Annotated in this window: 15 protein-coding genes; 8 read left to right on the top strand and 7 right to left on the bottom strand. The window is 58.7% G+C overall.

From position 1 onward, the window contains the following. Nucleotides 1-4: 4 nt before the first annotated feature. On the top strand, nt 5-946 hold the full coding sequence (locus AB7933_RS17370; protein WP_024075452.1) for a helix-turn-helix domain-containing protein: 942 nt from the start codon (nt 5-7) through the stop codon (nt 944-946). 12 nt (nt 947-958) lie between these two features. Here the strand turns inward: AB7933_RS17370 and AB7933_RS17365 are convergent, their stop codons facing one another. From AB7933_RS17365 to AB7933_RS17345, 5 genes are all read right to left on the bottom strand, one after another. Next, entirely contained in the window at nt 959-1,879 is a 921-nt protein-coding gene (locus AB7933_RS17365) for an ABC transporter six-transmembrane domain-containing protein (protein WP_024075451.1), read from the bottom strand. Beyond that, nucleotides 1,852-2,250, bottom strand: a complete 399-nt coding sequence (locus AB7933_RS17360; protein ID WP_024075450.1) for a hypothetical protein — start codon at nt 2,248-2,250, stop codon at nt 1,852-1,854. The genes AB7933_RS17365 and AB7933_RS17360 overlap by 28 nt, the downstream gene beginning before the upstream one ends. 254 nt (nt 2,251-2,504) lie before the next feature. Beyond that, nucleotides 2,505-3,581, bottom strand: a complete 1,077-nt coding sequence (locus AB7933_RS17355; RefSeq protein WP_024075448.1) for an ATP-binding protein — start codon at nt 3,579-3,581, stop codon at nt 2,505-2,507. After that, nucleotides 3,578-4,324, bottom strand: coding sequence for a response regulator (locus tag AB7933_RS17350; protein WP_024075447.1), 747 nt, complete (start codon nt 4,322-4,324; stop codon nt 3,578-3,580). The genes AB7933_RS17355 and AB7933_RS17350 overlap by 4 nt, the downstream gene beginning before the upstream one ends. A 146-nt stretch (nt 4,325-4,470) precedes the next feature. Then, on the bottom strand, nt 4,471-5,298 hold the full coding sequence (locus AB7933_RS17345) for a helix-turn-helix domain-containing protein (protein ID WP_024075446.1): 828 nt from the start codon (nt 5,296-5,298) through the stop codon (nt 4,471-4,473). 186 nt (nt 5,299-5,484) lie between these two features. Here AB7933_RS17345 and AB7933_RS17340 point away from each other — a divergent pair, with 186 nt between their 5' ends. The 6 genes from AB7933_RS17340 (at nt 5,485) to valS (ending at nt 12,932) form a co-directional block, all read left to right on the top strand. Next, on the top strand, nt 5,485-6,624 hold the full coding sequence (locus AB7933_RS17340) for a tyramine oxidase subunit B (RefSeq protein WP_024075445.1): 1,140 nt from the start codon (nt 5,485-5,487) through the stop codon (nt 6,622-6,624). Nucleotides 6,625-6,659: 35 nt separating this feature from the next. Further along, complete coding sequence (locus tag AB7933_RS17335) at nt 6,660-7,082, top strand: RidA family protein (protein ID WP_024075444.1); 423 nt, start codon at nt 6,660-6,662, stop codon at nt 7,080-7,082. A gap of 57 nt (nt 7,083-7,139) precedes the next feature. Next, nucleotides 7,140-8,432, top strand: coding sequence for an NAD(P)/FAD-dependent oxidoreductase (locus AB7933_RS17330; RefSeq protein ID WP_024075443.1), 1,293 nt, complete (start codon nt 7,140-7,142; stop codon nt 8,430-8,432). 12 nt (nt 8,433-8,444) lie between these two features. Then, the gene (locus AB7933_RS17325; protein WP_024075442.1) at nt 8,445-9,293 is read left to right on the top strand and encodes an alpha/beta fold hydrolase; all 849 of its coding nucleotides are present in this window, start codon (nt 8,445-8,447) and stop codon (nt 9,291-9,293) included. Between the two features lie 130 nt (nt 9,294-9,423). Further along, the gene (gene nfsA, locus AB7933_RS17320; RefSeq protein WP_024075441.1) at nt 9,424-10,245 is read left to right on the top strand and encodes an oxygen-insensitive NADPH nitroreductase; all 822 of its coding nucleotides are present in this window, start codon (nt 9,424-9,426) and stop codon (nt 10,243-10,245) included. A gap of 119 nt (nt 10,246-10,364) precedes the next feature. Beyond that, nucleotides 10,365-12,932 carry a valine--tRNA ligase gene (gene valS / locus AB7933_RS17315; protein WP_024075440.1) on the top strand — a complete coding sequence of 856 codons (2,568 nt, stop codon included), beginning with the start codon at nt 10,365-10,367 and terminating at the stop codon, nt 12,930-12,932. Between the two features lie 139 nt (nt 12,933-13,071). On the opposite strand, the gene AB7933_RS17310 is transcribed toward valS, so the two are convergent. After that, on the bottom strand, nt 13,072-13,302 hold the full coding sequence (locus AB7933_RS17310) for a hypothetical protein (protein WP_041160937.1): 231 nt from the start codon (nt 13,300-13,302) through the stop codon (nt 13,072-13,074). Between the two features lie 176 nt (nt 13,303-13,478). Between AB7933_RS17310 and AB7933_RS17305 the strand changes: the two genes are divergently transcribed. Further along, a complete protein-coding gene (locus AB7933_RS17305; protein ID WP_024075439.1) occupies nt 13,479-15,140 on the top strand; it encodes a SulP family inorganic anion transporter in 1,662 nt (553 codons plus the stop codon). Between the two features lie 21 nt (nt 15,141-15,161). Here AB7933_RS17305 and AB7933_RS17300 read toward each other — a convergent pair whose 3' ends face one another. Next, a complete protein-coding gene (locus tag AB7933_RS17300; protein WP_024075438.1) occupies nt 15,162-15,350 on the bottom strand; it encodes a ribbon-helix-helix domain-containing protein in 189 nt (62 codons plus the stop codon). Between the last annotated feature and the right edge of the window lie 390 nt (nt 15,351-15,740).

The raw sequence follows: 15,740 nt of genomic DNA, 5'->3' as shown, positions 1-15,740 counted from the left end.
GACCATGCTTGCTGAAGTTCGAACCTTCAATGACCCTCAACTGCATGCCGGCTCCATTCAGGGCTGGCGGCAAGTGTATGACCAACTGGGGCGTGGTTGCCTGACGAGCGGGCTGCGCCAGTTGTCGGCCGAGCGCTTTCAGATCTTCCAGGAAGTGCTGGACAAACGCGTGGTGCAGCGCGGTTTTGCCCCCACAGGGCGACTGTGCGTGGCCATGTCGCTGGGCAGTGCGCCGGTCGTACAGGGGCAGCAGGTGGGGGCGCACAACGTGGTGCTGTTGCGTGACGGCGAGGAGTTTGTGTTGCATGCGCCCGAAGGCACAGATTTCTTCGCGCTTAACGTCGACACCGTACGCTTTGCCAAACTGGCGGCCTTCGAGTTGTCCAGTGACCAGCTCAAACGCATAACCACCCGTTCTCAGATTTGCGTGGACGATGCGTTACTGCTGCGGATACGGCGGCGTATCTACCCACTGTTTCGTCACCTATTGCAACAGACGGAGGCTATCAGCACGAGCGCCGAAAAGATGCTCGAAGACGAACTGCTTGGCGCCTTCCTGGACCTGTTCAGCAACGCCACCGATGAGGTGCGTTGCCGGCGCGGCAATTTCGCCGTGAGTGCCTACCTGGTCAAGCGTAGTCAGGAGTTGATCGATGCCAGCGGCGATACGCCATTGAGCATTCTCGACCTGTGCGAACAGCTGCGGGTGAGCCGGCGGACCCTGCAGAACAGTTTCCAGGCGGTGACCGGCATGCGCCCGGTTGAGTACCTGCGAAACCTGCGCCTGAATGCGGTGCGTCGACGCCTGATCGCTACGCCGGCCTGCAGCCAAAACGTCGGCGATGTAGCGGTGACGATGGGCTTTTTCCACCTGAGCCACTTTGCCGCGCATTACCGCGCACTGTTTGGCCAGTCACCGTCGGAAACCCAGCGGGCGATCGTCTGAACAGACGAAGGATCAGGTAGACGCCTCATCCAACCCCGGATCCACGCGTTTGCCGATGTCCTTGAGCCGAGCCAATTGGTCGACCACGCTGGGGGCTTCATCCAGGCAACTGACGAACGTCCACAGGTAAGTCATCACCGAATAGATATGCCCGGCCTTCACCGCAGGCGCCAGTGCCAGTTGGCTGATGGCGACCACAAACAGCAAGGCCGCGAGGATACCGATGGTGAGGAAGGCGATGGCCTCACGGTCCGACAGCCAGATACGCAGCCGTGACAGCACCTGATAGTGACGGCGCAAGGTGTGGGCACCGACCTTTTCCACCAGGCTGATTTCCTTTTCCAGGCGGTTGTTCAAGCGCTCATGCAAGCGCTGGTTGCGCCGCGCAAAGCCTGGCACCACCGCGAGACACAGCCCCAGCGCCACCAGGCACGCCAGGCCGACCCAAGGCTCAATCACCAGCAACATCGCGGCCGCGCCGATGATCGAGACCAGCGCCGTGGCAATCGTGGGCACGTGTTTTTCGAAAAAATCGACGAATTCCCGTGCCAATACCACCCGTGCGGCGGCCTTCGAGGTGCTATGACGTTGCAGGCGCTGGTTAAGAATCACCGGTACCGCAAGGTCAGCGTAGATACGCGTAAAGGTGCGGGTGTCGAGGGCGCGTCGGGCCGCGCCCACTACCCAGAAGCCCAATACCACGGCGGCATAGAACAAGGCGTTGCCGGCGTCGCCACGGAGCATGGCGTCTACGGCAAACCCAGCAAACAACGGGTAGGCCAGCAGCAGCGCGTTTTCCAACGCCACCAGCGACAGGGTACAAAACAACTTACCGGGATAGGCCTTGGCGATCGCCTTGAGCGTCTGGCTGGCGGACTGTTGACCGAGCTTGCGGCTGTGCTCAATCAGTAGTGGAGGTGTGACGGAGGGCATGGGCCACCTGGTTTGTGCAAAGTACGGGGGTGGGAACTCAGGGTTCCGGCATACAGACCGTGGGTGACGTCGAGCAGATAACGTGTCTCCTCGGTCATCAGTAACAAGTCGATCTGCACTTCTTCGATAACGATTTCCAGGATGATCAACAGGCAAATGGCAGGCGCGGTAAACAGCCAGTGGTAATAGGACTGGCTGACCAGCGAGGCGATAACACCGAGGATCCACAGTGACAGCACCAGCCGGGGCGCCTGTTTCTGCAAGGGAATCCAGAAACGTTGCAGCCTCCTGAGCTTCGCGCTATAGAGCCGTACGGAGTCTTCAAGCAGGGTCACGTCAATCAAGTTTCGATCGCGATAGTTAGTAGACATACATGCAATCCCAGGCTGAACTACAAAGTGCGGGTGTTTGACCTGGCCAAGGCGTGCGCAGGCAGCGCCTTGTACAACCAGGCCAGGTTGACTTCGTTGACTTGCACCCATTCGCCGTTCTGTGGAGTCCCTTCGCAGCTCTTGAAAGCGATACAGCGTCCCTGTGTGTCGAGTAAGGCAAAGTGGCGGTACTGCTGAACGCTATTGACTCTAAAAATAGACAAGCGCATGTCGTCACCCGGGACGGTTGGGGTTTAGATGGCGACCAGTTGGTCGGGCCAGCTCAGTTCGAATAAGGTGCCGCCGTTGTCCAGGTTCCGGCAGGTCACGCTGCCCCCATGGGAGAGGGCAATTGCGCGCACGACGGCGAGCCCCAGGCCGCTGCCACCCTGGGCGCGGGATCGCGAGCTTTCCCCGCGCTGGAACGGCTCAAAGATGTGCGCTGCAAACGCTTCTTCAATCCCTGGGCCTTCGTCCTCGACACTCAGGGCATTCAGGCCATCCTGGCTGCTCAGGCGCACCGTGACATTGCCTGGGGTTGCATGCCGTTTCAGGTTGTCCAGCATGGCCAGCAACGCTTGGCGGATCCTGGCCGGATCACACTGGATGGGCCGTTCGAGCAGGTCCAGATGCAGCACGAACCCGGCGGCAAGAAGGCCTGGTTCAAACAGGCGGGCGTCTGCCTCGATTTCCTCGGCCAGGTTGGCACTTTGGATCTGGATTTCGAGGTAGCCGTTGTCCGCCAGGCCCACGACCCGCAGGTCTTCGATCAGGCGCGTCAGGCCTTCCACCTGGTTCAGCAGGCTGTAGAACTGCGCCTGGTCCGGCGTGAACACGCCTTCTGCCAACCCTTGCAAGCGGCCACGCAGGATGGTCAGCGGGGTGCGCAGTTCATGCGCAATCGCGGCGTTCCAGAAAGACTGTTCTTCCGCCATGCGTTTCAAGCGTTTAGCCATACTGTTGAAGTCATCCACTAACAGGGAGGCCTCAGCCAATGAGCGGTCGGAGGCCGTCGCCCGGGCATCGAGGTCACCGTCGGCAAGGCGGCGCAGGCTGGCCGCGACCGAGTTCAAGGGCATCAGAATGCGTCGGGACAGTTTGATCGCCACCACGGCCCCCACCGCCAGGCTGATGCAGGTGATCAGTGCCATCCATGCCCACTCCATGCCGGAGGGCAGCCATTCGTCCATGTCCAGATCCGACGGCGGCCAGAACATCCAGAGCAGCGCGTAAAACACGTAGGAACCGACCACCGACAGTGCGATCACGCAGAGCACCACGGTAGACATCGACAAGATGATCTGTCGGCTCAAGCTGTTGGCGATCTTCATGGGTTGTTCCCGAACCGGTAGCCGACCCCACGGATACTGGTCGGTACGCCCTGTAGACCCAGGTCTTCGATTTTGCGCCGCAACTTGCTGATATGGCTGTCCACCGTACGCTCCAGGCTGTCGCTCTCGGGCGAACACAGGGCCAGCAATTCAGCGCGACTGAAGACGCGCTTGGGCGCCTTGGCCAGCTGTGCCAATAGCCTGAACTCCGTCACGGTCAGGTTGAGCGAATGCTTATGTGCCCCGATCTGCACATTGACTTCATGGCTGTCGATATCGATTTCAAAGGCATTTACCCGCAGCACACTCTGGCGCGCACCGTAGCCATGATCGAGCGAACGACGCAGCACTGCCTGGGTCCTGGCGACGACTTCGGCGGGGTTGAACGGCTTGACAATGTAGTCGTCGGCACCGATACGCAGCCCCATCAACTTATCCACGTCCTGGTCCTGGGCGGTCAGCATGATCACCGGCGTGGTACCCCGGTGGCGGATCTCGGCCAGTACCATCCAACCGTCCAGTTTCGGCATCAGCACGTCCAGCAACACCAGGTCGGGCTTGAGCGATTGATGCAGTTCAAGGGCACGGCGCCCATCCAGGGCATGGGCGATCTGGAAGCCACTGCGCTTGAGATAGGCCGTCAGGATGTCGGCGATTTCGGGCTCGTCTTCAGCGATCAATATCAACGCCTGGCGTTTATCCGCGAAGTCCGTTGGCGTCGATTCAAGGTGCGATTCAGTCATGGTTGGCTCGGTCGTGCTGTTCGGTCATTACAGTATGGCGAATTACCCTGTAACGACGAAGGCTACTGTGCACCACGAGCATGCGCTTTTATGGGAGGTTTTATGGAGAAACGATGGAGACGCGGGTTTATTTGCCAACAGCCTGATCAGGCGTAGCTGATCCTGTCGCTGTAGGCGTTTTGCGTCATCTTGCGCTGGTAGTCGCAGGGGGTGGTGCTGACCAGTTTCTTGAAGTCGCGCAGGAAGTGAGATTGATCGGAAAAGCCCAGGTCGAGGGCCAACTGCGAAAACGACACATCGTGCTGGGTATTGAGGGTGTCCAGGGCCGCCTGGCAGCGGATGATCCGGCAAAACGTCTTGGGTGACATACCGGTGTCCTGGTTGAACTGGCGGTGCAAGGTGCGGCTGGTGTAGCCGCTGAGGTCTTCGAGTTGCTGGACGCGAATATCGCCGCGATGGCGCATCGCCTGCTGGATGATCATGGCGGTGAGTTTCGAGGTCTTGCCCATCAGGCGTGGGGTCAGGTAGTCGTTGAACAGTCGCATCTGATCGCCCAGCAGCGGTGTCTGGACGATGCTTTCGAAGATGCGTTGGGCGAACTCGGAGACCTCCAGCAGGTCCAGTTCGCGTTCGGTCAACTCTTCTGCGAGCACATTGACGAAGCCCGGAATAACGCCCGGTGAGAAGCGTACGCCGAAGTAATGGTGGTGCTGGTGCAACTCGACCGCCTGGGCAACCAACGGCGTGCCACAGATCCGCGCGGTAGGGCGCGTCGCATCACAGTCGAACAAGATATCTACGCAGCCGTCCGGGACGGCCAGCAGGTTGGCCGATTGCGCCACATCGAAGGCATAGAAGTGCGAAATCGCCGGATGTGCGCAAGGCATCACCGAATAGCGTGAAGAGTTGAGCACGAACCAAGGCTGTTCGTTCGCGGTGTGGTGCCGGGGAGTCGGCACGTTCTGTTTGATCATGGTTGCACCTTGGGAAGGCAGCGCTACGGGAAGTTTAACGCATTTATCGCGCCAACTATCGTCCTACCAGACTGAGCGGCATGTCCGAAATTTACAATACCGCCAACATCTCCCGCCTGATACTCGATCTCGACAGCGTGGAGCTGCGCCTACCGCAGTGATATCACCTTCAGTCCGAGAATAACTATGTCTACAACTACAAAAATCGACTTTATCTACCTCTCCGAGCAGGACATGATCCGCGCGGGAGTGACCGACATGCTGGCCTGCGTGAATACCATGGAGGAGATGTTCGGCTTGCTGTATGCCGGTGACTACCGCATGGCCGGCCCGAACAATGATTCCCATGGTGCGATGGTGATTTTCCCGCAGGATTCGCCGTTCCCGAACATGCCCAAGCCCACGGCTGACCGGCGCATGATGGCGATGCCGGCCTACCTGGGCGGCAGCTTCTGCACTGCCGGCGTGAAATGGTACGGCTCCAATATCGCCAACCGCGAAAAAGGCCTGCCGCGTTCCATCCTGATGTTCACGCTCAATGATCCCGACACTGGCGCGCCGTTGGCGCACATGTCGGCCAACCTGTTGTCCGCATACCGCACCGGTGCGATTCCTGGCGTGGGCGCACGCCACCTGGCACGCAAGGACTCGAAAGTCGTCGGGCTGCTTGGCCCGGGTGTCATGGGCAAGACCACGCTGGCGGCATTCATCGCGGTATGCCCGCATATCGACACCCTGAAGATCAAGGGGCGTGGCCAGAAGAGCCTCGACAACTTTATCGCGTGGGTCAAAGAAACTTATCCGCAGATCACCACGATTACCGTGGTCGATACCCTTGAAGCGGTGGTCCGCGACTCGGACCTTGTTACTTATTGTAGCTCCGGGGAAACGGGTGACCCGTCGACCTACCCAATTGTGCGGCGCGAATGGGTCAAGCCAGGTGCGTTCCTCGCGATGCCGGCGGCCTGCTCGCTGGACGCAGGCATGGAAGAACCCGACGTGCGCAAGGTGCTGGACAACACCGGTCTGTACCAGGCCTGGTTCGAAGAGTTACCCAAGCCTGCGCATCACAACGTGCCGGTGATTGGCGTGCGCTTCATGGACATGATTGCCGAGGGCAAGATGCAACTCGATGAAGTCGAGGACATCGGCAAGATCATCGCCGGGGCCGCACCAGGCCGCAAAAACGATGAAGAAATCATCATCATGTCGGTGGGCGGCATGCCCGTCGAAGACGTGGCCTGGGGCACGGTCGTGTATCGCAACGCCATCGAAAAAGGCATCGGCGTGACGTTGAACCTGTGGGAAACCCCGGTACTGCGCTAAGCCTCATCTTCATCCCATTTGACGAGATATCCGACATGACAAAAATCACCAAGCTCAAGACCGGTTCCCCATTCGAAGACCAGGCCAGCTATTCGCGCCTGGTCGCCGTGGACAACTGGATCTACGTTTCCAACACCGCGGGCCGTAACCCGCAGACCAAGCTGATTCCCGAAGATGTCCTGGAGCAGACTCTCCAGGTGTTTGCCAACATCGAGTCAGCCCTGAAGGCAGTCGATGCGAGCCTGGCCGATGTGGTGTGTTCGCGGGTGTTTATCCAGGACCCCAAGGACGTGCCGGCCGTGATGGGGTTGATCGGCGAAAAGTTTCGCGGTGTCGATCCGGCCAGCACCGTTACCTGCCCGCCACTGGGCTCGACGGTCTACAAGGTTGAGCTGGAAGTGACTGCGTATCGCAACGCCTCGAAGGCGCAGGTCGACGTCATTCGCCTGTCGCAATAATCATCACGTGGCGATGTGCATGCGTGGCTTCCCTAATTCGCTAACCGAGTCTTGACCATGGCACCGATAATAGCGCCCGTCACAACCTCCACCGTGTTTCCCAGCGCGACGTCCGTCGTCATCATTGGCGGCGGGATCATCGGCCTGACGGCTGCGCTCGCCTTGGCTGAGCGCAATATCGCGGTGGTGGTCCTGGAAAAAGGCCGGATCGCCGCCGAGCAGTCATCTCGTAACTTGGGATGGGTGCGCAAAACCAGCCGTCACGCGGCCGACATACCGCTGGCCCTGGCCGCTGACCGCTTGTGGGCGCAGATGCCTGAGCGGGTAGGGGCGGATGTGGGGTATCGCCAGGAAGGCATCATGTTTTTAGGCCGTACCCCGGCGCAAATGGCAATGCATGAGAGCTGGCTCAAGTCGGTAGAGCATTTGTCGCTGGATTCGCGGTTGCTCAGCAAGCGTGAGATTGATGCGCTGGTGCCGGGCGGCGTGGGTGACTGGGCCGGCGGTATTTTTACACCCTCCGATGCACGTGCGGAACCGACGCTGGCCAGCAGCGCCATCGCCAACGCCGCCATGGCCATGGGCGTAGTGATCATCGAGCAGTGCGCGGTGCGTACGCTGCAGATGTCCGCAGGTGCGGTCAGTGGCGTGGTCACGGAAAAAGGTGAAATTCGCTGTGATCACGTATTGCTCGCAGGCGGCATGTGGTCCCGTCGCTTTCTGGGCAATCTGGGGGTGTCGTTGCCGACCTTGCCCTTGACCTGCTCTGTGCTGCGTACCCAACCGATGGAAGGGCCGACGCAGATTGCCGTCGGCGCCCCGGATTTTTCGTTTCGCAAGCACAAGGACGGCGGTTTCATCATTACCCAGCGCGGCAAGTTGGATGCTTTCCTGACCCTCGACCACCTGTTGCTTGCCAAGCAATATATGCCGCAGTTTCGTGCGCAACGCAGCGTGCTGAATGTGTCGTTGGGCAAGCCGTTTATTAACGACCTGATGCTGGCACGTCGTTGGCACGCCGACAGTGTCAGCCCGTTCGAGCGCATCAGGGTGCAGGATCCGGCCGCCAATCCGCAGCTCAATAACGACGCGCTGAACAATCTGATTGCCGCCTGGCCGGTGTTCGAACAGGCCCGGATCGCGCATGCCTGGGCGGGCACTATCGACGTGACACCCGATTCCAATCCGGTGATCGGACCGGTAGCGCAGATCCCAGGCTTGACCGTGGCCACCGGCTTCTCGGGGCACGGGTTCGGTACGTCGCCTGCGGCGGGCCATCTCGCGGCGGACCTGGTCAGTGGGCATACGCCGATCATTGACCCGAGCCCTTATCGCTTCGACCGTTTCTAAAGGAGCAAGGCCATGCCTGCTGAGAGCTGTTTCTTCACCAATCGTTCGGGCTTGCGCCTGCATTATTTGCGCTGGGGCGCCTCGACAGGCGTGCCCCTGGTGCTATTGCACGGCTTGCGAGCCTATGCACAGACCTGGGAGTCGCTGGTACAGGCCCTGGGGGAGGGCTACTGCGTCTATGCCCTGGACCAGCGCGGCCGGGGGCTGAGCGACTGGGCCGAACCCGCCAGTTACCACACTCAATCGTATGTCGAGGATCTGGAGGATTTGATCGAGCATGTTGGCCTACAGCGTTTTGTATTGCTGGGCCACTCATTGGGCGGCGCCAACGCCCTCGAGTATGCGCGGCAACACCTGGGACGCTTGATGGGCTTGCTGATCGAGGATATCGGCCCCGGATCTTCAACCCAAGGCGATGGCGCTGCGCGTATTCGTCGCGAGATGGCCCAGACGCCATTGCAGTTCGAAAGCTGGGACGCGGCCCGTGCATTCTGGAAGGCCTCACGTCCAGGTTTGTCGGAGGAGGGCGTGGAATCAAGGCTGGCGCATTCGATGCAGGAGCGCGACGGAGTGATTGGCTGGCGCCATGATCAGCAAGGGATTGCCGAGGCACGACTGAGTATCGAACCCACTGATTTGTGGCCGGCGGTGCGCTCATTGGATTGCCCAAGCCTGTTCATTCGCGGTGGCCGCTCGGACTTTCTACCCCCTGTGATGCTGCAGGCCATGTGCGCCAGCAACCCGCACGTCCAAGCCGTGGAAGTGGCGGATGCCAGTCACTATGTTCATGATGATCAAGGCGAAGTGTTCAATCGTTTGGTCGCCGGCTTTTTGAGCGGCCTGGTGCATGCAGGTCAGTGAGCGGTTTGGCTGACACACTGAACGTACCTGTGTGGATCGGTTTGGTTTGCGTGGTAGATGAAACTTCCCCCGGGAGGCGTGCTGCGCTGCCGGGGATTTGGTAGCCTCGATTTCTATTTGGAGATATCGAATGACAGCCAACGCCCAATCGAAACTGGCTGCCCGCTATGGCGCGGCGGACATCTCGCCCCTCAAGCCCTGGAACGAGACGATCGACCTGCTGCTCGACCATCGCAGCGTTCGTGCCTTTACTGATCAGCCACTGCCTGACGGCACCCTCGAGACCCTGGTCGCCGCGGCGCAATCAGCCTCAACCTCGTCAAACCTGCAGGTCTGGAGCGTCGTCGCTGTTCAGGACAGCGACCGCAAGGCGCGTCTCTCGTCCCTGGCGGGAAACCAGGCCTATATCCGCCAGGCGCCTCTGTTTCTGGTCTGGCTTGCTGACCTTTCCCGGATCGCTCGAGTGGCTGAGCAGCAAGAGGTGGAGCTGGAAGCCGTCCCTTACCTCGAGAGCCTGTTGCTCGGCACGATCGACGCCGCCTTGGCGGCTCAGAACGCCGTGGTTGCCCTGGAATCGCTGGGGCTGGGCAGTGTGTACATTGGCGCCATCCGAAACGACATTGAAGGCGTGGCCAAGGAGCTTGGTCTCCCTGCGCAGGTCTATCCCGTTTTCGGCCTTTGTGTCGGCCACCCCTCTACCGAACGGCCAGCGGAAGTGAAGCCAAGGCTCCCGCAACGCGCCGTGCTACACCATGAGACCTATTCGGCAGCGACAGATGTGGCTGCGGTCGCTCAATACGATGAGCGCTTGGGCGCCTTCTACCAACGTGAGGGCATGAAGGCGTCCGGGTGGTCGGAGCAGGTGGTCAATAGGCTTCGCAGTGTCGCAAACCTCCATGGGCGAGAAGAGCTGGTGGAAGAGCTGAAACGAATGGGATTTGGGCTTCGCTGAGCCATTAAAACAAAACCAGGGATGTCCTTGTTCAGACTGATCTCACTGGATTAGGGGGTTTACTTTTCAAAGGCGATTCAATATAAAATCAGCCCGGCGCGCACTCACTGTCGTGCCCTTTGATATTAACAGGAGGATGCTATGTCACCGTTAAACGTGATGAAGTTCTAAACGATCAAACTGTCACCCCCTCGCTCGAAAACCTTGAAACACGCTGGTCTCAACGTTGGCAGCTCGAAGGCACGTATGCCTTTGACCACACAGCCCAACGCGACGCTGTGTTCTCCATCGATACACCCCCGCCGACGGCCTCAGGCTCGCTGCATGTCGGTCATGTCTTCAGCTATACCCATACAGATATCATCGCTCGATACCAGCGCATGCGAGGTAAGGCTGTGTTCTACCCCATGGGGTGGGACGACAACGGCTTGCCGACCGAACGCAGGGTCGAGAATTTCTATGGCGTACGTTGCGACTCGCTGGCAGCTTATCAGCCTGGTTTCAGGCCACCTGAGCCCATTCCATTAAAGCGAGGTGACTTTACTGTCATCAGTAGGCGCAACTTCATCGAGTTGTGCCACGAACTGACGGCCATTGATGAGCAAGCGTTCCGTGCACTCTTCGTGCAACTGGGCTTGTCCGTTGATTGGAGCCTTTCATATGCCACCATTGATGAGCGCTCCCAACGAGCGAGTCAGCGCGCTTTGCTTCGTAACTATCAGCGTGGCGAACTTTATAGCCAGGAAGCCCCGTGCCTGTGGGACGTAACGTTCCAGACAGCCGTGGCTCAAGCAGAGCTTGAAGAGCGTGAGATCGCGGGTGCGTATCACGAACTCCGTTTCGAGACGGCTGATGGCGCCCCATTGAGGGTGGCTACCACTCGGCCTGAGCTACTGATGGCATGCGTGGCGCTGGTGGCTCACCCGGACGACGTTCGTTATAAGGCGCGGTTCGGACAATCCGTGCGCTCGCCGATTTTTGACGTGGACGTACCGCTGCTGGCACACCCTTTGGGCGATCCTGACAAGGGCACCGGTTTGGTGATGGTCTGCACCTTTGGCGATCTTACCGATGTGATCTGGTGGCGGGAGTTGCAGTTGCCAACGCGGTCAATACTGGGAAAAGATGGGCGCCTGTTGCTTGAGACGCCCCCCTGGTTGACGACACCCCGCAGCCAACAGGCCTATGCAGGCCTGGCTGGCCGTAATTTGTCCCAGGTTCGCACACAGCTCGTGTCGATGTTGCGCGACTGCGGCGCCATGCAGGATGAACCCCGACCGATTCAACACGCGGTAAAGTTTTTCGAGAAAGGCGACCGGCCTTTGGAAATTCTTGCCACTCGGCAATGGTACTTGCGTAATGGCGGACGCGACGCAAGCCTGCAGGACTTGTTGCGTGCCTCAGGCCAGACGCTGGACTGGCATCCGCCGCACATGCTCAGGCGTTACGAGCATTGGGTAGGCGGTTTGAACGGAGATTGGCTCATCAGTCGCCAGCGTACGTTCGGCGTACCAATTCCGTTCTGGTATAGGCTGGATGCACAAGGCGAAGCAGACTACAGCGCGCCGATTATTGCCTGTGAGGAAAGCCTGCCCGTTGATCCGAGCCTGGATACTCCGCCTGGGTATCGCCCCGAGCAACGTGGTCAACCGAATGGTTTTGTCGGCGAACAGGACATCATGGATACGTGGGCCACCAGCTCGCTGACGCCTCAGATCGCCGGAGGCTGGGGAGAGGACGACGCGTTGTTCGCCAAAATATACCCCATGGATCTCAGGCCTCAAGGTCACGACATCATCCGCACCTGGCTATTTTCGACACTGGTACGCAGCCATTTTGAACACGGTTGCGTGCCATGGCGTAATGTCGCGCTCTCTGGGTGGATCCTTGATCCCGACCGTAAGAAAATGTCTAAATCCAAGGGTAACGTGGTAACCCCACAAGCCTTGCTCGACCAGTATGGAAGTGACGGTGTGCGCTACTGGGCAGCCTCAGCGCGGCTCGGCAGTGATACAGCCTTTGAAGAACAGCAGATGAAGATCGGCCGCCGTTTGGCCGTCAAGCTGTTCAATCTATCGAGGTTGGTTCAAGGCTTTGCAAAGGATGACAACGGGGATATCGACCAGCCGCTGGATCAGGCCATGCTCAAACGCCTGGGCGGCGTAGTCCATGATGCTACGTGTGCGTTGGAGGCGTACGACTATAGCGTGGCGTTGTCACGTATCGAAGGGTTCTTCTGGTGGTTTTGCGATGACTACGTCGAATTGGTCAAGCGTCGCGCCTATCGACCAGAAGGCCATTCGGCCCGTAATGCTTTTGCACATGCACTGAGCGTGCAGCAGCGACTGTTTGCGCCATTTCTGCCATTTGTATGTGAGGAAGTCTGGCAATCCTGGAATTGCGGCTCAGTGCACAATGCGCCTTGGCCGCAAGGGGATGCTTGTCCTGACGCGTCTATTGAAAGCTTATTGATGAGTGTCAGTGCCGTGCTATCTGCGATTCGCAAAGCAAAATCTGACGCCCGCCAATCCATGAAGGCTTCGGTAGCACGTGTTGAACTGGTTGACGGGGCTGTGCAGCTTGAAAGGATAAAAGGCGTTCGCCAGGACTTGATCGAAGCAGGTCAGGTTGAGGCTTTGGTGTTTATAGAGGGAACTGAGCAGCGGGTCGATGTATGGCTGAAGTGACGTAGACCTGAGGGCAAGTCAATTCGCGGAGCGATCAAGGAGATCGCTTCGCGAGCACGTCTATAGTCGTCCAGCAAACACTTGGGCTTTGAAGGGCTTGGAACAGGGACGGCGTGTTGGCTGCATGAAGTCCCCAGGGTTAAAAGTGGATTTCAGCCGCCTTGAGGCCCAAGTCGCGAAGTTCTGCGACCAAGTCATCCAGATGCCCGAAAGACTCGACCTCCTCGTTGTCATCAACCAAAAAATAACTTCTCCCGGCGTCCTTCTTGAAGAACACAATCCACTCCTTGGGGTTGGTTGGGTTTGCGATCACATGCGTGTCGAAGGTCACGCCTTCGGCATGTTTGGTTTTCACAGCTTGACGATTCATGTCTGTCACCACGCTACGCGCGTTTTCAAAAATTCTCTATTGGCAGTGCATGCTCGCTCAGCTCCCTCTGAGCTTCCACCCTAGACATCTCCAGCCGCACGAAGCAGTGGCGCCAGGGGATTTCAATTATCACTGGATGTTAATATTATGCACATGCATCCACTGAGGAGCTAGCCATGATTGCGATAGGTGAGGCATGGAAGGCGGGGTTGTTGGGACGAGGACACTGGCTTCGCAATGTGATGTCTGGCGTGATCGTCGGGATCGTGGCACTCCCGCTGGCCATGGCGTTTGCCATTGCATCTGGCGTCAAACCTGAGCAAGGCATCTACACCGCCATCATCGGTGGCCTGCTGGTTTCGCTCTTTGGCGGAAGCCGCTTGCAGATTGCCGGGCCGACAGGTGCGTTCATCGTGATTCTTGCGGGCGTCACGGCCGAGCATGGTGTTGACGGCCTACAGATCGCCACGATGATGGCGGGGGGCATGTTGTTACTGCTGGGGATGGCCCGGCTCGGTGCAATCATCAAGTTTATCCCCGACCCGGTGATCGTCGGATTCACTGCGGGCATCGGCGTGATCATCTGGGTCGGGCAGTGGAGAGACTTTTTCGGATTACCGAAGGTCGGAGGAGAGCACTTCCATGAAAAGCTCTGGCATCTGCTCCAGGCCCTGCCGAATCTTCATATGGCCACGACCCTGCTGGCGGTACTCAGCCTTTTACTGGTCATCACTGCGCCCAGAATTCCCGGTCTCAAACAAGTGCCTGGCCCACTGATCGCCATGGCGGTCGCGACAGCGATCCAGTCCACCTTTCACTTCGACGGGGTCGCCACGATTGGCAGTGCATTTGGTGGCATACCTCAAGGTTTGCCAGCGTTGAGACTGCCTGAAATCACGCTGTCGCGGGTCATCGATCTGATTGGTCCGGCGTTCACTATCGCCATGCTTGGGGCAATCGAATCACTGTTGTCCGCGACGGTGGCCGATGGCATGGCAGGTACCAAGCACGACTCCAATCAGGAGCTGATCGGTCAGGGGGTGGCCAATCTGGTCACGCCTTTGTTCGGCGGCTTCGCCGCTACCGGGGCCATTGCCCGCACGGCCACCAATATCCGTAACGGCGGCACAAGCCCGCTGGCCGGCATTACGCACGCAGTCACCTTGGTGCTGATTATTCTGTTTCTGGCCCCTCTGGCCTCAAACATCCCGCTGTGCGCACTGGCCGCGATACTTTTTGTGGTCGCGTACAACATGAGCGAGCTAAAGCATTTCAAGCGCATGGTCCAGCGAGCCCCGCGCGCGGACGTATCGATCCTGCTCATCACCTTCGGCCTCACCGTGTTCAGTGATTTGGTGATCGCCGTGAATATCGGCGTCATTCTGGCGATGCTGCACTTCATACGCCGCATGGCCTCATCCGTGGAGGTGCAACAGGTCGTCGAGTACGAGCTTGAAGAAGAGCTGAAAGCTAATGGCCATGCTCAACTGCCGCCGGGGGTATTGATCTATACGATTGAGGGGCCGCTGTTCTTTGGGGCGGCCGAGACGTTCGAGCGTGTCCTTGCACAGACTCATACCGACCCGCGCCTGCTGATTATCCGTTTGAAGCGCGTACCGTTTATGGATATCACGGGCTTACAGGTGTTGGAAGAAGTCATCCAGCAACTGCACAAGCGGCATATCGTGGTGAAACTCTGCGAGGCGAATACGAAGGTACTCAACAAGCTCAATAGGGTGGGCATCTTGCAAGAAATCGGCGCGGAGCATTACCACACCGACTTCAACACCGCGCTGGCGAAAGCTGTCAGTCTCGTGGAGGACACATCGACCCTCTAGAGGCTAACTGCCCATGTTCGGTTATGACTTGTTGCTGGTGGCGTACTTGCTTTTGGTCGAATAGCTGGCACCGTGGGTGTCCAGGTAGTCACGAACCAGCTGACGGACCACCTGCGAAGGCGTCAAATCCTGTGCTGCACAGAGCTCCTCGAACGCCTTTTTCTTGATGGGATCGATGAGCACAGTGAGGCGCGCAGTCTTGCTTTCCATGGGGTATTCAATCACTCAATCGCTGGATGTTAATCAAATTGTAATTGCCTTGTCCGGTGCTGTCACTGTTACGACTGAGGGGCGTTCGGCAGGTCGATTGTGATCGGTCATGTGCCACCGGAAAGACTCCAGAGCTATCTCTGTCGAGCGCCTGGCGCAGCGGATCGGTTGTAGACCGGACGACCGGTTGTGGCAGGATCGATACCCTCAAAACCCAGTACGCCCAGATCGAGTTCATCGACCGCGCGCACTGGATTTTCTTCGGCTCACGTTTAGTGACTCTTAGCGCTTTACGAATGTTGAGCGGGGTCTCTGCCCGTTCCTTGGGTAGTCATGCCGCCTGGCAATCGACGCGGTCTCGATGCCCTTTGCCGGGCTTGATGGGCTGAA

Origin of the sequence: Pseudomonas gorinensis, assembly GCF_042015035.1 — a bacterium.
Lineage (GTDB): Bacteria > Pseudomonadota > Gammaproteobacteria > Pseudomonadales > Pseudomonadaceae > Aquipseudomonas > Aquipseudomonas gorinensis.
The sequence above is the reverse complement of the archived record's forward strand: the minus strand, read 5'-3'. Positions and strand labels throughout refer to the sequence as shown.

Excerpts from the sequence above, each read along its gene's own strand:
- AB7933_RS17370 (WP_024075452.1), top strand. The coding sequence starts at position 5 with ATGCTTGCTGAAGTTCGAACCTTCAATGACCCTCAACTGCATGCCGGC.
- AB7933_RS17365 (WP_024075451.1), bottom strand. The coding sequence starts at position 1,879 with ATGCCCTCCGTCACACCTCCACTACTGATTGAGCACAGCCGCAAGCTC.
- AB7933_RS17360 (WP_024075450.1), bottom strand. The coding sequence starts at position 2,250 with ATGTCTACTAACTATCGCGATCGAAACTTGATTGACGTGACCCTGCTT.
- AB7933_RS17355 (WP_024075448.1), bottom strand. The coding sequence starts at position 3,581 with ATGAAGATCGCCAACAGCTTGAGCCGACAGATCATCTTGTCGATGTCT.
- AB7933_RS17350 (WP_024075447.1), bottom strand. The coding sequence starts at position 4,324 with ATGACTGAATCGCACCTTGAATCGACGCCAACGGACTTCGCGGATAAA.
- AB7933_RS17345 (WP_024075446.1), bottom strand. The coding sequence starts at position 5,298 with ATGATCAAACAGAACGTGCCGACTCCCCGGCACCACACCGCGAACGAA.
- AB7933_RS17340 (WP_024075445.1), top strand. The coding sequence starts at position 5,485 with ATGTCTACAACTACAAAAATCGACTTTATCTACCTCTCCGAGCAGGAC.
- AB7933_RS17335 (WP_024075444.1), top strand. The coding sequence starts at position 6,660 with ATGACAAAAATCACCAAGCTCAAGACCGGTTCCCCATTCGAAGACCAG.
- AB7933_RS17330 (WP_024075443.1), top strand. The coding sequence starts at position 7,140 with ATGGCACCGATAATAGCGCCCGTCACAACCTCCACCGTGTTTCCCAGC.
- AB7933_RS17325 (WP_024075442.1), top strand. The coding sequence starts at position 8,445 with ATGCCTGCTGAGAGCTGTTTCTTCACCAATCGTTCGGGCTTGCGCCTG.
- nfsA (WP_024075441.1), top strand. The coding sequence starts at position 9,424 with ATGACAGCCAACGCCCAATCGAAACTGGCTGCCCGCTATGGCGCGGCG.
- AB7933_RS17310 (WP_041160937.1), bottom strand. The coding sequence starts at position 13,302 with ATGAATCGTCAAGCTGTGAAAACCAAACATGCCGAAGGCGTGACCTTC.
- AB7933_RS17305 (WP_024075439.1), top strand. The coding sequence starts at position 13,479 with ATGATTGCGATAGGTGAGGCATGGAAGGCGGGGTTGTTGGGACGAGGA.
- AB7933_RS17300 (WP_024075438.1), bottom strand. The coding sequence starts at position 15,350 with ATGGAAAGCAAGACTGCGCGCCTCACTGTGCTCATCGATCCCATCAAG.